Genomic DNA, 17,001 nt, shown 5'->3' with positions numbered 1-17,001 from the left:
GGACTGGTGATCTCCGGGAGGCGCGGGCGACCCGCGCGCCGCGGCGACGCCGCCGAAAACGTCGGCGCGGCGCCGTACACTCGCACGTGATGTCGAAGACCGAAGCTCACCCCTTGCTCGACGGCCTGAACGAGCAGCAGCGCGCCGCCGTCGTGCACTCCGGCGGCCCCCTGCTGATCGTCGCGGGCGCCGGGTCGGGGAAGACCCGCGTGCTCACCCACCGCATCGCCCACCTGCTGGGCGAGCGGGACGCGCACCCCGGCCAGATCCTCGCGATCACCTTCACCAACAAGGCCGCCGCCGAGATGAAGGAGCGCGTCGACGCCCTCGTCGGGCCGCGGTCGCGCGCCATGTGGGTGATGACGTTCCACTCCGCGTGCGTGCGGATCCTGCGCCGGGAGGCCAAGCGGCTCGGCTTCCCCACGAGCTTCTCGATCTACGACCAGGCCGACGCGCAGCGGCTGATGGCGCTCGTCTGCCGCGAGCTGGACCTCGACCCGAAGCGGTACCCGCCGAAGTCGTTCAGCGCCCAGGTGTCGAACCTGAAGAACGAGCTGATCGACTACGAGACGTTCAAGAACCGCGCGTCCACGCACATGGAGCAGACGCTCGCCGAGGCGTACGAGATGTACCAGGCGCGGCTGCAGCAGGCCGGCGCGATGGACTTCGACGACCTGATCATGATGACGGTCAACCTGCTGCAGGTGTTCCCGGAGGCCGCCGAGCACTACCGGCGGCGGTTCCGGCACGTCCTCGTCGACGAGTACCAGGACACCAACCACGCGCAGTACGAGCTGGTCCGCGAGCTGACCGCGCCGGTCGAGGGCGTCGGCGCCGCCGAGCTGTGCGTCGTCGGCGACGCCGACCAGTCGATCTACGCGTTCCGCGGCGCGACGATCCGCAACATCCTGGAGTTCGAGCGCGACTACCCCGACGCGACCACGATCCTGCTGGAGCAGAACTACCGCTCCACGCAGACGATCCTGTCGGCGGCGAACGCGGTCATCGAGCGCAACGCCGACCGCAAGCCGAAGCGGCTCTGGTCCGACCAGGGCGAGGGCCACAAGATCACCGGCTATGTGGCCGACAACGAGCACGACGAGGCCGCGTTCGTCGCGCACGAGGTCGACCGGCTCACCGACGCCGGCGACGCCCGCCCCGGCGACGTCGCGGTGTTCTACCGCACCAACGCCCAGTCGCGTGTGTTCGAGGAAGTGTTCATCCGCGTCGGCCTGCCCTACAAGGTCGTCGGCGGCGTCCGCTTCTACGAGCGCAAGGAGATCCGCGACCTGCTCGCCTACCTGCGCGTCCTCGCCAACCCCGAGGACACCGTCTCGCTGCGCCGCATCCTGAACGTGCCGAAGCGCGGCATCGGCGACCGCGCGGAGGCGTGCGTCGAGGCGTACGCGTCGCGCGAGCGGATCTCGTTCTGGCAGGCGCTGCGCGTCCCCGAGGACGTGCCCGGCATGGCGACGCGGTCGATCAACGCCGTCCGCGAGTTCGTCCTGCTGCTGGACGAGCTGCGCGCCGCCGCCGAGTCGTCGACGCCGGCGGACCTGGTCGTCCAGATCCTCGACAGGTCCGGCTACCTCGCCGAGCTGCAGGCCTCCAAGGACCCGCAGGACGAGACCCGCGTGGAGAACCTCCGCGAGCTGGAGGCGGTCGCCCGCGAGTTCGAGGAGCGCCTCGACGGCGAGTCCGCCGAGGGCCGGCTGCCCGACTTCCTGGAGCAGGTGGCGCTGGTCGCCGACGCCGACTCGATCCCCGGCGGCGCGAAGGGCGGGCCGGTCCCGCCGGGCGAGCAGCCGGAGGAGACCGACCAGGGCGTCGTCACGCTGATGACCCTGCACACCGCGAAGGGCCTGGAGTTCCCGGTCGTGTTCCTCACCGGCATGGAGGACGGGGTCTTCCCGCATCTGCGCGCCATGAGCAACCCCAAGGAGCTCGAAGAGGAGCGCCGCCTCGCCTACGTCGGCATCACGCGCGCGCGGCAGCGGCTGTACCTGTCCCGGGCGACGATGCGCAGCTCGTGGGGCGCGCCGCAGGTCAATCCGCCGTCCCGGTTCCTCGGCGAGGTCCCCGGCACCCTGATCGACTGGGAGCGGGAGGCGTCGTCCGCGTCGTCGTCGGCGATGTCGCGGATGGCGGCCCGGCCCGGCGTGAAGTCCCCGGGCAACCGGGAGGTCCCGGCCCTGGCGCCGGGAGACAAGGTCACGCACGACTCGTTCGGGCTCGGCACGGTCGTGTCGGTGGACGGCGCCGGCGACAAGGCCGCCGCCAGCGTCGACTTCGGCGGCGAGTACGGCGTCAAGCGCCTCGTCCTGCGGTTCGCGCCGGTGGAGAAGCTCTGACCGCACCGGCCCTTTTCAGGGTGCGCAGGACGGGCGCGGTCTCCAGGGTGCGGATGCCGTCCAGGGCGCCGAGCTCGCGGGTGAGGTAGCGGTGCAGGTCGGCGGGGCCGTCGCAGAGCGCCTGCGCGAGCAGGTTCGTGGGGCCGGTGGTCGCGGCGACGACGGCGAGCTCGTCGTGCCCGGCGATGGTGGTGGCGACGTCGTCGAGCCGGCCCGGGGCGACCGACATCCAGATCAGCGTCTGCGTGGTGCCGCCGAGCAGGGCGGAGTCGACCTCGACGTCGAAGAACAGCGTGCCACGGGCGCGCAGGCCGGCGAGGCGGCGCGCGGCCGTCGCCTGTGACCAGCCGGTCGCGGCGGCGAGGTCGGTGTAGCCGGCGCGGCCGTCGTGCCGCAGGACGTCCAGGAGCGCGTGGTCCGCGTCGGTCAGCGGGCGCGGGTCGCCTGCGTCGGTCGGGTCGGCGGGGTCGGTCGCGGGCGGTCTCAGCCGTTCCTGCTGCTCGGGGGAGAGCGCGCGGGTGATGCCGCGCCAGGCGGTCGGGCCGCCGAGGTAGGTGTGCAGCATGCAGTGCGCGGAGACCGCGGTGATGCCCGCGCGGCGCGGGACGTCGTGCAGCAGCATGGCGTGCGGGCCGTCGGTGTCTCCCTTGTCTCCGGGGGAATCCGGGACGTGCACGATCGCGAAGATCTCCGTCCCGCCGGACGTCAGCTTCACCCAGGGCGTGTCGGGCCGCGCGGCGAGCGAGTGCGCGAGGGTCCGCGTCGCCGCGGGCGTGCAGGTCAGCCGGACCGTCCAGTGCGTCCCGGGGCCGGTGTCGCGGTCCAGGACGCCGACGACGCGCAGGCCCGCCTCAGCGCGGAGCCGCCGGTACCGGCGCGCCACGGTCTGCGTGGAGACGCCGCAGACGTCCGCGATGCGGCTGAACGGGGCGCGCCCGTCGATGTGCAGCGCGTGGATGACCGCGCGGTCCAGCTCGTCCAGCATCACGATCCCTCATCTCCGCCGCTTGGATGGAAGATATCCGCTATTTCAGCGCCGTGGTTGGAACACGATGCGGCGCAGCTTCGAGGCTGGGGCACGGAACCGAAAGGAGACGTGCCATGTGGGTGCAGGAGGAGACGCGGACCCGGGCCGTCCACCGGTGGCGGTGGGCGGCCCTGGCCACGCTGCTGGCGGCGGAGGCGATGAACCTGCTCGACGCGACGATCGTGCAGGTCGCGGCGCCGGTGATCGGGCGGGACCTCGGCGGCGGCGAGTCCGGGATCCAGTGGTTCAGCGCCGCCTACACGCTGCCGTTCGCGGTGCTGCTGATCACCGGCGGGCGGCTCGGCGACATCGCCGGCCGGCGGCGGGTGTTCGCGCTCGGCGTCGCCGGGTTCGCGGCCGCGTCGGCGTGCTGCGCGCTGGCGCCGTCGGCGGGCGCGCTGATCGCGGCGCGGGCCGTGCAGGGCGCCGCGGCGGCGCTGATCGTCCCGCAGACGATCGGGCTGATCCGCGCGATGTTCGACGGGCCCGAGACGGCGAAGGCGTTCGGGAGCATCGGGCCGGTGATGGGGCTGTCGGCGGTCTGCGGGCCGGTGCTCGGCGCCGTCCTCGCCCACGCGGTGTCGTGGCGGGCGGCGTTCCTGGTGAACCTGCCCCTCGCCGCCGGGGTGCTCGCGACCGCGCCGCTGCTGTGCGAGGACCGGGCGAAGCGGCGGCCCCGCCTGGACGCCGCCGGCACGGCCCTCGCCACCGCCGGCGCGGCGCTGGTCGTGTATCCGCTGATCCAGGGCGATTCGGCGGGATGGCCGGCGTGGACGTGGGCGATGCTCGCCGGCGGCGCGGCGGTGCTGGCGGTGTTCGCGCTGCACCAGCGCCGGGCCGCGGCCCCGCTCGTCGAGCCGAGCCTGTTCGCGGACCGCGGCTTCCCCGCCGCGCTGGCGACCTCGACGGTGTTCTTCGCGGTGATGAACGGGCTCATGGTCGTGGTCGTCCTGCAAGTCCAGATAGGGCTCGGACGGGACGTGCTGAACGCCGGGTTCACGCTGCTGCCCTGGTCGGCCGCGATGGCCGCGGCGTCCTGGCTCGCCGGGACCCGGCTCGTCCCGCGCTTCGGCCCGCGGCTGATGCCCGCCGGGCTCGCGATCATGCTGGCCGGGGTGTGCGCGGCGATCCCCGTCTACCGCGCCTACCCGCACGCCTACCCGTGGCCGCTGCTCGGCGCGCTCGTCCTGGTGGGGGCGGGGAACGGGCTGTTCACGGTCCCGTTCTTCACGGCGGCGCTGGCCCGCGTCCGGCCGCACGAGACCGGGTCGGCGGCGGGGCTGCTCAACGCCGTCCAGCAGTTCGGCGGGACGCTCGGCATCGCCGTCCTCGGCACCGCGTTCTTCCACGCGCTGCCGCACGGGTCCGCGACCGCGGCCCAGATCGCGTTCGGGGCCGCGGCCGTCCTCCTGGCGCTGGCGCTGGGGACCGCGGCTCTCATGCGTCGATGACGGTCGCGCAGGTCTTCACGTAGATCAGGCGGCTGACGCCGGCCGTCGCCGCCATCGCCGCCACGAGGCCCACCCAGTTCAGCCCGGGTGCGGTCAGCTTCTCGAACATGATGGAGAACGGGAGCACCGCGATGGCGAGGGCGACGGTGACGCCGAGCCACTGGACGCCGTGGCCGCCGTAGCTGTGCTCCCGCGTCCACACCCGGCCCTGGGGCGTCCACGAGCTGTTCTTGCGGAAGCCGACGAGGAACACCACCGCCGCGGCGACGATCTCGCCGGCCAGCACGCCCGCGGCGGGCGGTCCGAGGACGTCCTCGATCTCCAGCCAGGCGCCGGTCGCGATGCCGAGCGAGCCGCCGACGACCAGGGCGAGGAGGGGCAGCACCGAACCGACCCATCCGTGGCCGGTGGTCTTCGCGCGTCCCATGGCGTCCTCCTCCTGGACTGATCATGCCGGACGTCCGATGATGCCTACGGACCGTTACGATCAGGTCACGGTGGCATCGGCGGCCGCCCTCATCCGGCCACGTTCCTGCGGGCACTATCCGCGTTCGCCCTGGTCGAGCGATGATGGCGGCAGGGACGGGAACGGGGGCATCCGATGCCGGTCGTACGGGCGGGACGCGCATTCGACGGCGTACAGGGGTTGCACGGCGGGGCCGCCGTCTTCGTCGAGAACGGCCGCATCCGCGGCGTGGAACCCGCGACGGCGCCCGTCCCGGACGGCTGGGACGTGGTCGACTTCCCCGACGGAACCGTCCTGCCCGGCCTGATCGACATGCACGTCCACCTCTGCGGCGACAGCCGGAACGGGGCGCTGGACCGGCTCGCCGACTACACCGGCGCCGAACTGGACGCCGTCATCGACCAGGCCTTGCGCGACCAGGCGGCGGCCGGGGTGACGACGGTGCGGGACCTCGGCGACCGGCGCTGGACCGTGCTGGAGCGCCGGGACCGCGGTCCGGAGCAGGGTGTCCCGGAGATCGTCGCCGCCGGCCCGCCGATCACCTCCCCGCAGGGCCACTGCTGGTCCATGGGCGGCGAGGCGTCCGGGCCGGACGGGCTGCGCGCCGCGGTGCGGGAGCGGGCCGATCGCGGCGCGGACGTCGTCAAGGTCATGGGCAGCGGCGGCGTCATGACGGCGGGCACAGAGGTCGCGCTCTGCCAGTTCGGCGACGACGACCTGCGCCTGATCGTCGAGGAGGCGCACCGCGCCGGGCTGCCCGTCACGGTCCACGCGCACGGCCTCGCCGCGATCGAGCAGGCCGTGCGGGCCGGGACGGACGGGATCGAGCACTGCACGTGCCTCACCGAGTCCGGCGTCCGGATCCCGGAGGAGCTGCTGGACGCCCTGGCCAGGCAGGAGATCACGGTCTGCCCGACGCTGGGGAAGGCCGCCGGGGTGGAACCGGCCGGCCCCGTCCTGGCGGTGCTGGAGCGGTTCGGCATGACGCTGCAGGACCGCGAGGGGCACGCCGCCGCGATGCACCGCGCGGGGGTGCGGCTCGTGTCGGGGGCCGACTGCGGGATCAGCGCCGGGAAGCCGCACGGCATCCTGCCGTCGGCGGTCGCGTGCCTGGTCGCGGGCGGGGTGCCCGCCGCCGACGCGCTGGCGTCGGCGACGTCGCGCGCGGCGGAGGAGTGCGGCCTCGGCGACCGCAAGGGGCTGCTGCGCGCCGGCCACGACTCCGACCTGGTGGTCGTCGACGGCGATCCGCTCACCGACATCGGGGCCCTGACCCGCGTCGCCGCCGTCATGATCCGCGGCGAGTGGGTCGCCGCCGGGGAACGGCGCTGAGGGTCGGCGCTGAGGGTTGGCGCCGAGGGGTGGCGCCGAGGGGCGGCGCTGAGCCGCCTCCGGGGCGGGGACGATCACCTGTCGCCGTCGGCGGCTCCATGGGTGTTATATGACGAACGTCCGGTCACTGTTCTCGGGGGAGGCCCTCCATGTTCGCTGTCACGCTGGCCGAAGGCGCCGAGCTCCGCCCGCTGGAGCCGTGGCAGGCCGCCGAGTTCGCCGCGCACGCCGAGCGGGTGCGGGGCGACGTCATTGACTACATCCCGTGGGCGCACACCGTCGTCGACGAGGCGACCGCGCGGGAGTTCCTGCAGGGCTACGCCGAGAAGCAGGCCCGCGACGAGGGCCGCGTCTACGGGATCTGGGTGGACGGCGTGCTGGAGGGCGGGACCGTCTTCCGGACGTTCGACGCGCCGCGCGGCGTGTGCGAGGCCGGCGTCTGGCTCGGCGCGGGCGCCCGGGGCCGCGGCCTGGTCACCACCGCGGTCCGGCACATGATCGACTGGGCGTTCGGGGTGCGCGGGATGGCCCGGGTCGAGTGGATCTGCGACCCGCGCAACACCGCCAGCGCGGCGGTGGCGAAGCGGCTCGGGATGACCTGCGAGGGCGTGCTCCGGGACGCGTACGTGCTGGACGGCGAGCGCCGCGACGAGCAGATCTGGGCGGTCCTCGCGGGGGAGTGGGCGGCCTGACGCGGCGGCGGGGCGCTCCGGGGCGTTATGGTCATACACTGAACACCCCTTACCCCCGGGAGCTCCCGTGCACGCCGAGCAGGTGCTCGTCATGCTGGCCGCCGCCACCTCGGCGGGCTGGGTCGACGCGGTGGTGGGCGGCGGCGGGCTGATCCAGCTGCCCGCGCTGCTGCTCGTCAACCCCGGCCAGCCCGTCGCGACCGCGCTCGCCACCAACAAGCTCGGCTCGATCGCGGGCACCACCTCCGCCGCCATCGCCTACGCCCGCAAGGCCAAGCCGGACGTGCGGATCGCCGGACCGGCCGCGGCCCTCGCGGTGTGCTGCGCCGCCGGCGGCGCGCTGTGCGCCGCCGCGATCTCGTCCGACGTGCTCAAGCCCGTGATCATGGTGGTGCTGCTCGCCGTCGCCGCGCTCGTGGTGCTGAAGCCGGACCTCGGCCGCGCCCCCCGGCTCGTCCTGCGGACCCGGCGCCGGATCGCCCTCGCGATCGTCGTGCCCGGCGTCGCGATCGCCTTCTACGACGGGCTCGTCGGCCCCGGGACCGGGACGTTCCTGGTCATCGCGTTCACCACGCTGCTCGGCCTGGACTTCGTCGACGCCTCCGCCACCTCGAAGATCATCAACGCGGGCACCAACCTCGGCGCGCTCGTGGTGTTCGCGGCGCAGGGCCACGTGCTGTGGGCGATCGGGCTCGGCATGGCCGTCTGCAACGCCGTCGGCGCGCAGCTCGGCGCCCGGATGGCGATCAGCCTCGGCGCCGGGTTTGTCCGGATCGTCCTGCTGTGCGTCGTCGCCGCGCTCGTGCTCAAGATGGGCTACGAGCAGTTCGCCTGACCCGGCGAAGGCATCAGGAGACGGGCGGGACGCGGTCAGGAGGCGGGCGGGAAGCGGTCAGGAGGCGGGCGGAACCGGCAGCGGCCTCCGCAGCGCTGACAGCGTCAGCAGGACCAGCGAGTCCGTCCAGCCCAGCGGCGCCACGCCCGCCTGGCGGCCCGTCGGCCCCACCTTCTCCGGCAGCGCGCCCAGCGACGTCCGGTGCGCCGACAGCCAGCCCAGCCGCGCGATCGCCTCGTCCGTCCGTCCGCCCGCCGCGGCCGACAGCCCGAACAGCGCGGTCTCCGGCGTCCACGCGACGTCCGGCGCCCCCGACCAGCTCTCGCCCGGCAGCACGCCCCCGTTCGGCAGCGCCTGCCCGCGCTCGGCGGACGCGATCGCCCCGTTCACGGCCTGGTCCGCCGGCGCGAACGGGGGCGCGATGAACGTCACGGACGTGTCCATCAGCCCGTCCTGCACGGGCGAGCGCGGGTACCCGTAGGGCGCGAACTGCCGGTCCAGCGCGTCCGACACCCGGTGCGCCGCCGCCCGCCACCGCGCCGCCTCGGCGCCCTGCCCGTAGCCCTGCGCGAGGTCCGCCGCCGACCGCAGGCCCGCCAGCACCGGCCCGACCACCCCGAGCGTCGGGCGCCGCGGATCCTGCTCGCGGCCGTGATCGCGTTCCCAGTAGTCGGACGACGGGGGCGGCAGCCCCTCCGCGTCCAGCGACTCCGCCAGATGGTCGGCGGCGCGCCGCACCATCGGCCACAGGCCCGGCAGGTCGTCGGCGCCCGGGTTCTCCGTCCGGTACAGCCAGCTCGCCCACAGCACCCAGCCCAGCGAGTCGAGCTGCGGCGCCCGGCCGTCCGTCACGGCCGTGCCGTCGGCGTTGTACCGCGCGGCCCACAATCCATTGCCGGTCTGGACCCGTCCCAGGAACCGCAGGATGCGGCGCGCCTCCGACGGATGGCCCGTCACGCTGAACGCGGCGGCGGCGAAGGCCGAGTCGCGCGGCCACGAGTACCGCCACGCCCCGTACCAGGACGCGAGCGACGCCCCGTTCGGCGGCGTCAGCAGCCGCAGGTCCAGCAGCGCGCGCGCCGCCATGTCACGGAAACCCGAGTCCGCCGGGCCCTCCGGGACGGTGCCGGACGCCAGCCACGCGCTGTCGGACCGCACCGCCTGCGCCACCCGCGGGTCGTCCGCCGCGACCGTGACCGGCGCGTCCCCGCCGGACGGCACCAGCAGCACCCGCCCGTCCGCGAGCCGCACCGCCGAGCTGTCCGGCAGGTAGGAGGCGCCGTCGGCGTCGTCCGGATCGAGCGGGACGCCCGCGAACGGCCACCCGCCGCCGCCCACCAGGCCCGGGCTCACCCAGCCGGGCGCCGACGGCTCGGGCACGTTCGCCCCGGCCACGGCGACGAGCGCGGCGACGACGAGGAACGCGGCGGCGCGGCGCACCCGGCGCCTGCGGCGCCGCGCGGGCGACGTCCCGCCGCGCCCGGCGGGGACGCCTCCGGGGGGCGCGGGCACGGCGCCGGCGCGCACGTCCCCCCGCTGCTGCCCCATGGGCGTCGTCTCCCCCCTGGCCTCACCCAACTACATCAAACTACGCCAATCGGCTCATCGTCGTGAGGAGCGTACGCGCCCGCCACCGCACCCCCCGGCACCTGCGGTTTCCGGACTCGGGGCGACAAATGGACCCGGCGGCGGCAGCACGGACCGGGGTTGACTAGGCTGCATCGACGGAGCGGACCGCGGAGTGCCGGCCGCACGGACACCCGTGTACCCCCACTCGCGTGGTCATCTGGCTGTCGATCCGTTTAAGGACGCCCTCGTGGACCTGTTCGAACATCAGGCGAAGGAACTCTTCGCCGAGTACGGGGTACCGGTGCCCACCGGCAAGGTCGCCTCGACTCCCCAGGAAGCGCGCGCCATCGCGGAGGAGCTGTTCTCCGCGGGCAGCAAGAAGGTCGTGGTCAAGGCCCAGGTCAAGACCGGCGGCCGCGGCAAGGCCGGCGGCGTGAAGCTGGCCGACACGGCCGACGAGGCCGAGGCCCTCGCCGGGCAGATCCTCGGCATGGACATCAAGGGCCACACGGTCCACCGGGTCCTGGTCGAGGAGGGCTCGGCGATCGCGCAGGAGTTCTACTTCTCGTTCCTGCTCGACCGCGCGAACCGCACCTTCCTGTCCATCTGCTCCGTCGAGGGCGGCGTCGAGATCGAGGAGGTCCCGCACGACCGCCTCGCGATGGTGCCGATCTCCCCGCTGACCGGCGTCGACCGGGCCAAGGCCCGCGAGATCGCCGAGCAGGGCCGGCTGCCCGAGGAGGCGCTCGACGGCGCCGCGCAGCTGATCGAGCGGCTGTGGGCGGTGTTCACCGACGAGGACGCCACGCTGGTCGAGGTCAACCCGATGATCCTCACCGCCGACGGCCAGGTGAAGGCCCTCGACGGCAAGGTCTCCCTCGACGACAACGCCGGGTTCCGCCAGGAGCACGACAAGCTCGAGGACAAGGCCGCGGCCGACCCGCTGGAGGCGGCGGCGAAGGCCAAGGACCTCAACTACGTCAAGCTCGACGGCTCCGTCGGCATCATCGGCAACGGCGCCGGCCTGGTCATGTCCACGCTGGACGTCGTCGCCTACGCGGGCGAGGAGTTCGGCGGCCAGAAGCCCGCCAACTTCCTCGACATCGGCGGCGGCGCGTCCGCCGAGGTGATGGCGAACGGCCTGGAGATCGTGCTGTCCGACGCCGACGTCAAGTCGGTGTTCGTCAACGTCTTCGGCGGCATCACCGCCTGCGACGCCGTCGCGAACGGCATCGTCTCCGCCTACAAGCTGCTGGCCGACCGCGGCGAGGCCGTCGACCGGCCGCTCGTGGTCCGCCTCGACGGCAACAACGCCGAGCTCGGGCGCAAGATCCTGACCGACGCCGGGCTGACCGGCGTCCAGCAGGTCGACACCATGGACGACGCGGCCAAGCGTGCCGCCGAACTCGCCGCGGCAGGTGCATGACAATGGCCATCTGGCTCACCGACAACAGCAAGATCATCGTGCAGGGCATCACCGGCTCCGAGGGCTCCAAGCACGGCCGCCGCATGCTGGCCGCCGGGTCGAAGGTCGTCGGCGGCGTGAACGCCCGCAAGGCCGGCACGACCGTCGACTTCGACGGCACCGAGCTGCCCGTCTTCGGCACCGTCAAGGAGGCGATGCGGGAGACCGGCGCGGACGTGTCCGTCGTGTTCGTCCCGCCGAAGTTCACCAAGGACGCCGTCGTCGAGGCGATCGACGCCGAGATCCCGCTCTGCGTCGTCATCACCGAGGGCATCCCGGTGCACGACACCGCCTACTTCTGGGCGTACGCCGAGTCCAAGGGCAACAAGACCCGCATCATCGGGCCGAACTGCCCCGGCATCGCCTCGCCCGGCAAGTCCAACGCGGGCATCATCCCGGCCGACATCACCACGCCGGGCCGCATCGGCCTGGTGTCGAAGTCGGGCACGCTGACGTACCAGATGATGTACGAGCTGCGCGACATCGGCTTCTCCACCTGCGTCGGCATCGGCGGCGACCCGATCATCGGGACCACCCACATCGACGCCCTCCAGGCGTTCCAGGACGACCCGGAGACCGACGCCATCGTGATGATCGGTGAGATCGGGGGCGACGCCGAGGAGCGCGCCGCCGCCTACATCGAGAAGAACGTCACGAAGCCGGTCGTCGGCTACGTCGCCGGGTTCACCGCCCCCGAGGGCAAGACGATGGGCCACGCCGGCGCGATCGTGTCCGGCTCCGCCGGCACCGCGCAGGCGAAGAAGGAGGCCCTGGAGAAGGTGGGCGTCCGGGTCGGCAAGACCCCGAGCGAGACCGCCGTCCTCATGCGGGAGATCATGAAGAACCTCTGATCGCCCGATCAGGCACCGAAAGACGCCCGAGCCGCCCGCTGCGGCTTGGGCGTCTTTCGTCGTTGCGGGGGACGGTGTCGGGGCCGACAAAGGCGACACGCCGGGCTGAGGGCCGGGGGCGCGCGGGGGCGGGGTGCCAGCATGGGCGGGTGAGCGACGTGAGGCCGGGACAGCGCGTGACCCCCGAGGCGGCCAGGGACCCGCGGGCGCGGCGCCGCGAGGACGCCCCGCGCCCTGCGAAGGCACGGAGCGGGCCCGTGGCGCCCCCGCCGGGGAACGGCCGCCCGCTGTACGTGACGGGCCTCGTGGCGGCGCTGTGGTGCGTCGGGATCGGGCTCACCGTCCTGACGACCGTGACGCTGCTCGGCTGGGTCGCGGCGCCGAAGACCGCGCTCGGGCACGGGCTGTCCGGGGTGTTCCGCACTGCCGTGAACTTCTGGCTCGTCTCCCACCACGCCGGGTTCTCCTACGGGCACGGCCGGGTCGGGCTGCTGCCGCTGGGCGTGCTGGTGCTGCCCGGCGCGCTGCTGTACCGGGGCGGCGCGTGGATGATCCGCGGGCTCGGGCTGCCGCCGCGGCCGCGGGTCGCCGTGGTGCGGGTGGCGGCGGCGCTGGCCGTCCCGTACGCGCTGCTGGCGATGCTGATGGCGCTCGCGGTGTCGGCGCCGGAGGTGCACCCGTCCGCGTGGCAGGCGCTGCTCGGCTGCCTGCTCGTCGCCGTCATCGCGGGCGGGCTCGGCGCCGCGCGGGCCGTCGTCGCCGCGCAGGTCGCGGCGGAGGCGCGCGGGCGGCGCGTCCGGTCCGGGCTCGGCGCGCTGCTGCGGCTGCTGCCGGACCGGCCGCGGTCGCTGGTCATCGGGGTCGCCGGGTCCGTCGCCGTGCTGGCGGCGGCGGGCGCCGTCCTGGTCGGCGGGTCCCTGGCGCTGCACACCTCCGAGTCCGACCGGGTGTACGACCTGCTCGCGCCCGGCATCGTGGGCGGCGTCCTGCTGCTGCTCGTGGAACTGGCGTTCCTGCCGAACGCCGTCATCTGGGGCATCGCCTACGCGGTCGGGCCCGGGTTCGCGGTCGGCGCCGGGACGAGCGTGTCGCCCACCGGCGTGTTCCTGGACACGGTCCCGGCGTTCCCGCCGCTCGCGGCGCTGCCCGAGGCGGGCCCCGCGCCCGCGGTGTCGCTGCTGGCGCTCGCGGCGCCGTTCGTCGCGGGCGCGGTCGGCGGCGTCCTGACGATCCGGACGATGCCGAGCGCGACGTCGGAGGGCGCGCCGCTGTGGGGCTTCGTGTCCGGGACCCTGACCGGCGCCGTCGTCGCGCTGCTGGCAGCGCTGTCGGGCGGCCCGCTCGGCGGCGGGCGGATGGCGACCGTCGGCCCGTCGGCATGGCAGGTGGGGCTGCTGGCGGCGCTCGAAGTCGGGATCTCCGCGGCGATCGCGGCGTGGGCCGCGAACTGGCGGATCATGCGGCGGCCGGAGGGGGGCGACGAGACGCCCGCCCGCGCCCGCAAGCGCAAGAAGCGCAAGAAGGCCCAGGCGCGGCGGGCCGCGGCGCGTCTTCCGGAGACCCGGCTGCCGGAGGCGGCGGTGCCGCCGCCCGCGCCCGTCCTCGACGAGCCCCGGGCGGCTTCCGAGGAGCCGCCCGCGCCGCGTCCCTCGCCGTACGCACCCGACCCGCTGGAGTTCGAGGAGGCCGAGCCGGTCCTGGCGCCGCGCCGGCCGCGCGGCCGCGGCCGCGCCCCGGACCCGCTGCCCGAACTGATCGCCGACGAGCCCGCCCGGCCCGAACCCGAACCCGAACCGGAGCCCGCGCCGAGGGAGCCCGAACCGGCCGAGCGGGACGGCAAGGTCGTCCTCGAAGGCCACATCGTCGAGGACCCCGAGCCCGAACCCGAGCCCGTCCCGCCGCCGCGCGAGGACCCCGAGCGCACCGAGAACCGCGGCGGCGCGATCTACGTCCTGCGCGAGGAGCCCCGCGACTGAGCCGCGGCGCGCCGGGCGCGGGTCAGAAGTAGTCCCCGTACTTGTTCATGCTGCCCGCGGGGGCATGGAGCTTCTTCTCGATCTTCGGGTAGTACTCGTGCTTGCAGGCCGTCTTGTCGGTGCCGGTGTTCGCCGCGCCGAGGCAGTCCTGGTAGCCGCTCAGCTCCGGCCACAGGTACGCCGTGAACGCCACCGACAGCGCCGCGAACGCCAGCCCGACCGAGCCGAGCACGATGCCCGGCACGGCGCCCGGCGCGACCGCCCGCGCAGCCCGCGCCCGCCGCCGCGCCCGGATCCCGATGACCAGCGAGGCGACCCCGAGCACCAGCCCCAGCGGGTAGAAGAACAACGAGGTCACCAGGGCGGCGACGCCGAGCCACAGGGCCCGCCGGCCGGTCCGCTCCACCGGCTGCTGACCCGGCGGACGGCCCAAGGGCCCCGGGGGCGGCCCCGCCGGATCCCGTCCCTGCTCGACGGGATGGGCCGGGCGTCCCGGCTGCTCGCTCACGTCCGCTTCCTCCCAACCGTGGATTCAACCGCGCCGAACAGGGCCGATAGGCTTCATGCCGAATGCCGACAACCCCACCGTCCACCCCACCGTCCACAAGGGAGTCATGGTGTCCGCCCGGCTCGTCGTCCTCGTCTCCGGCGCGGGGACCAACCTACAAGCGCTGCTCGACGCCTGCGCAGATCCAGCCTACGGGGCGAAAGTGGTGGCCGTGGGCGCCGACCGCGAAGGGATAGGCGGCACCGAGCGCGCCGAAAGCGCCGGGCTACCCGCCTTCACCCTCCGCATCCCCGACTTCCCCTCCCGCGCCGAGTGGGACGAGGCCCTCGCCGCCGCCATCGCCGAGCACGAACCCGACCTGGTGGTGTCCGCCGGGTTCATGAAGATCCTCGGCCCGGCGGTGCTCGCCCGGTTCGGCGGCCGCATCGTCAACACCCATCCCGCGCTGCTGCCCTCGTTCCCCGGCGCGCACGCCGTACGGGACGCCCTGGCGTACGGGGTCAAGGTCACGGGCTGTACGGTTCACTTCGTCGACGAAGGAGTGGACACCGGACCCGTCATCGCCCAGGAGACCGTTCCCGTGGGCTGGCATGACGACGAGGACTCCCTGCACGAGCGCATCAAGCAGGTGGAGCGCCGGCTCCTGGTCGACGTCGTCGGACGGCTGGCCCGCGACGGCTGGACCACGCGGGGGCGGCGGGTCTCGATGAAATGCAGAACCTGCGGCGACGGCACGTCCGGCGGCGCCGCGCCGGACGGCGGAACGTCCGGCAGTCCAGGTCAGACGGAACGAGGGGAGCTCGGCCGGTGAGTCGGGTGGCGATCAAGCGCGCACTGATCAGCGTGTACGACAAGACCGGGCTGGAGGAGCTGGCCCGGGGCCTGCACGAGGCCGGGGTGGAGATCGTGTCCACCGGGTCCACGGCGGGCCGGATCTCCGCCGCCGGGGTGCCGGTGATGAAGGTGGAGAAGCTCACCGGGTTCCCCGAGTGCCTGGACGGACGGGTCAAGACCCTGCACCCGAAGGTGCACGCCGGCCTGCTCGCCGACCGGCGCAAGGACGACCACCTGCAGCAGCTCGACGACCTGCACGTCGAGCCGTTCGACCTGGCCGTGGTGAACCTGTACCCGTTCGCCGCGACCGTCGCGTCCGGCGCCGGGCCCGACGAGTGCGTCGAGCAGATCGACATCGGCGGCCCGACGATGGTCCGCGCCGCCGCGAAGAACCACGCGTCCGTCGCCGTCGTCGTCGACCCGTCCGCGTACGGGGACGTCCTCGACGCGGTGAAGGCGGGCGGGTTCACGCTGGAGCAGCGCCGCCGCCTCGCCGCCCTCGCCTTCAAGCACACCGCGTCCTACGACGTCGCCGTGGCGTCCTGGTTCGCGAGCGAGTACGCGCCCGACGAGGAGGCCGCCGAGACGCAGTGGCCCGACTTCATCGGCGCCACGTGGGAGCGGTCGAACGCCTTGCGGTACGGCGAGAACCCGCACCAGCGCGCCGCCCTGTACCGGGTGCCGGGCGAGACGGGCCTCGCGGGCGCCGAGCAGATCTACGGCAAGGAGATGTCCTACAACAACTACGTGGACACCGACGCCGCCCGCCGCGCCGCCTACGACTTCACCGACCCGTGCGTCGCGATCATCAAGCACGCCAACCCGTGCGGCATCGCGGTCGGCGCCGACATCGCCGAGGCGCACCGGCTCGCCCTCGAATGCGACCCCGCGTCCGCCTACGGCGGCGTGATCGCCGCGAACCGGCCGGTCACCGCCGCGATGGCGGAGCAGATCACCGGCAGCTTCGCCGAGGTGGTCGTCGCCCCGTCCTTCGACGACGAAGCCGTCACCGTGCTGAAGAACCGGTTCAAGAACACCCGGCTGCTGATCTGCCCGGACGCCCCCGGCGGCGCCACCGAGTCCCGCCGGATCGACGGCGGGCTGCTCGTGCAGACCGTCGACCGGGTCGACGCGCCCGGCGACGACCCGTCCGGCTGGGACCTCGCCTGCGGCGACGCCGCCGACGAGGACACCCTCCGCGACCTCGCGTTCGCCTGGCGGGCCGTCCGCGCCGTCAAGTCCAACGCGATCCTGCTGGCGTCCGGCGGCGCCACCGTGGGCGTCGGCATGGGCCAGGTCAACCGGGTCGACTCGGCCCGCCTCGCGGTCGCCCGCGCGGGCGAGGAGCGGGCGCGCGGCTCCGTCGCCGCGTCCGACGCGTTCTTCCCGTTCCCGGACGGGCTCGAAGTGCTGATCGAGGCCGGCGTCAAGGCCGTCGTCCAGCCGGGCGGCTCGATCCGCGACGAGCTGGCGATCGAGACCGCGAAGAAGGCCGGCATCACCATGTACTTCACCGGAACCCGGCACTTCTTCCACTGATCGAAACGGTCCGGGCCCGGCGCGACCTGCCCCCGCCCGGCCGGCGCCGCCCTTGTACCCCACCAGCCCCGGGTTGCTCGGGGGGGGCGCGCCCCCCCCGGACGG

The 17,001-nt window shown here is 74.1% G+C and carries 14 protein-coding genes; 10 read left to right on the top strand and 4 right to left on the bottom strand.

What is annotated here, in order from left to right; genetic code table 11:
* The first annotated feature begins 89 nt into the window (after window positions 1–89).
* A complete protein-coding gene (pcrA, locus tag AB0C78_RS14065) occupies window positions 90–2,351 on the top strand; it encodes a DNA helicase PcrA (RefSeq protein WP_360746793.1) in 2,262 nt (753 codons plus the stop codon).
* Here pcrA and AB0C78_RS14060 read toward each other — a convergent pair.
* Window positions 2,308–3,336 carry an AsnC family transcriptional regulator gene (locus AB0C78_RS14060; RefSeq protein WP_360747055.1) on the bottom strand — a complete coding sequence of 343 codons (1,029 nt, stop codon included), beginning with the start codon at window positions 3,334–3,336 and terminating at the stop codon, window positions 2,308–2,310. The genes pcrA and AB0C78_RS14060 overlap by 44 nt on opposite strands.
* A 116-nt stretch (window positions 3,337–3,452) precedes the next feature.
* Between AB0C78_RS14060 and AB0C78_RS14055 the strand changes: the two genes are divergently transcribed.
* On the top strand, window positions 3,453–4,829 hold the full coding sequence (locus tag AB0C78_RS14055; RefSeq protein WP_360746790.1) for an MFS transporter: 1,377 nt from the start codon (window positions 3,453–3,455) through the stop codon (window positions 4,827–4,829).
* On the opposite strand, the gene AB0C78_RS14050 is transcribed toward AB0C78_RS14055, so the two are convergent.
* Entirely contained in the window at window positions 4,816–5,256 is a 441-nt protein-coding gene (locus tag AB0C78_RS14050) for a hypothetical protein (protein ID WP_360746787.1), read from the bottom strand. The genes AB0C78_RS14055 and AB0C78_RS14050 overlap by 14 nt on opposite strands.
* 174 nt (window positions 5,257–5,430) lie before the next feature.
* Between AB0C78_RS14050 and AB0C78_RS14045 the strand changes: the two genes are divergently transcribed.
* The 3 genes from AB0C78_RS14045 to AB0C78_RS14035 all read left to right on the top strand — a co-directional run bounded on the left by AB0C78_RS14045 (window position 5,431) and on the right by AB0C78_RS14035 (window position 8,154).
* Window positions 5,431–6,627 (top strand): amidohydrolase family protein, encoded by a 1,197-nt coding sequence (locus tag AB0C78_RS14045; RefSeq protein WP_360746784.1) that lies wholly within the window; start codon window positions 5,431–5,433, stop codon window positions 6,625–6,627.
* A 149-nt stretch (window positions 6,628–6,776) separates the two neighbouring features.
* Window positions 6,777–7,319 (top strand): GNAT family protein, encoded by a 543-nt coding sequence (locus tag AB0C78_RS14040; protein ID WP_360746781.1) that lies wholly within the window; start codon window positions 6,777–6,779, stop codon window positions 7,317–7,319.
* Window positions 7,320–7,386: 67 nt separating this feature from the next.
* The gene (locus AB0C78_RS14035) at window positions 7,387–8,154 is read left to right on the top strand and encodes a TSUP family transporter (protein WP_360746778.1); all 768 of its coding nucleotides are present in this window, start codon (window positions 7,387–7,389) and stop codon (window positions 8,152–8,154) included.
* Window positions 8,155–8,211: 57 nt separating this feature from the next.
* Here AB0C78_RS14035 and AB0C78_RS14030 read toward each other — a convergent pair whose 3' ends face one another.
* Complete coding sequence (locus AB0C78_RS14030) at window positions 8,212–9,702, bottom strand: glycoside hydrolase family 15 protein (protein ID WP_360746775.1); 1,491 nt, start codon at window positions 9,700–9,702, stop codon at window positions 8,212–8,214.
* Between the two features lie 268 nt (window positions 9,703–9,970).
* Here AB0C78_RS14030 and sucC point away from each other — a divergent pair, with 268 nt between their 5' ends.
* The 3 genes from sucC (at window position 9,971) to AB0C78_RS14015 (ending at window position 14,015) form a co-directional block, all read left to right on the top strand.
* The gene (sucC, locus tag AB0C78_RS14025) at window positions 9,971–11,149 is read left to right on the top strand and encodes an ADP-forming succinate--CoA ligase subunit beta (RefSeq protein ID WP_360746772.1); all 1,179 of its coding nucleotides are present in this window, start codon (window positions 9,971–9,973) and stop codon (window positions 11,147–11,149) included.
* Between the two features lie 2 nt (window positions 11,150–11,151).
* Complete coding sequence (sucD, locus tag AB0C78_RS14020) at window positions 11,152–12,039, top strand: succinate--CoA ligase subunit alpha (protein ID WP_360746769.1); 888 nt, start codon at window positions 11,152–11,154, stop codon at window positions 12,037–12,039.
* Between the two features lie 257 nt (window positions 12,040–12,296).
* On the top strand, window positions 12,297–14,015 hold the full coding sequence (locus tag AB0C78_RS14015) for a DUF6350 family protein (protein WP_360746766.1): 1,719 nt from the start codon (window positions 12,297–12,299) through the stop codon (window positions 14,013–14,015).
* Between the two features lie 22 nt (window positions 14,016–14,037).
* On the opposite strand, the gene AB0C78_RS14010 is transcribed toward AB0C78_RS14015, so the two are convergent.
* Window positions 14,038–14,523 carry a hypothetical protein gene (locus tag AB0C78_RS14010; protein WP_360746763.1) on the bottom strand — a complete coding sequence of 162 codons (486 nt, stop codon included), beginning with the start codon at window positions 14,521–14,523 and terminating at the stop codon, window positions 14,038–14,040.
* A 106-nt stretch (window positions 14,524–14,629) separates the two neighbouring features.
* Between AB0C78_RS14010 and purN the strand changes: the two genes are divergently transcribed.
* Together purN and purH are read left to right on the top strand one after the other, a co-directional pair.
* A complete protein-coding gene (gene purN / locus AB0C78_RS14005; protein ID WP_360747052.1) occupies window positions 14,630–15,334 on the top strand; it encodes a phosphoribosylglycinamide formyltransferase in 705 nt (234 codons plus the stop codon).
* The gene (gene purH / locus AB0C78_RS14000; protein WP_360746761.1) at window positions 15,331–16,896 is read left to right on the top strand and encodes a bifunctional phosphoribosylaminoimidazolecarboxamide formyltransferase/IMP cyclohydrolase; all 1,566 of its coding nucleotides are present in this window, start codon (window positions 15,331–15,333) and stop codon (window positions 16,894–16,896) included. The genes purN and purH overlap by 4 nt, the downstream gene beginning before the upstream one ends.
* The last annotated feature ends 105 nt before the right edge of the window (window positions 16,897–17,001 follow it).

This window comes from Actinomadura sp. NPDC048394, assembly GCF_040651755.1.
Taxonomy (GTDB): Bacteria; Actinomycetota; Actinomycetes; order Streptosporangiales; family Streptosporangiaceae; genus Spirillospora; species Spirillospora montaniterrae.
The sequence above is the reverse complement of the archived record's forward strand: the minus strand, read 5'-3'. Positions and strand labels throughout refer to the sequence as shown.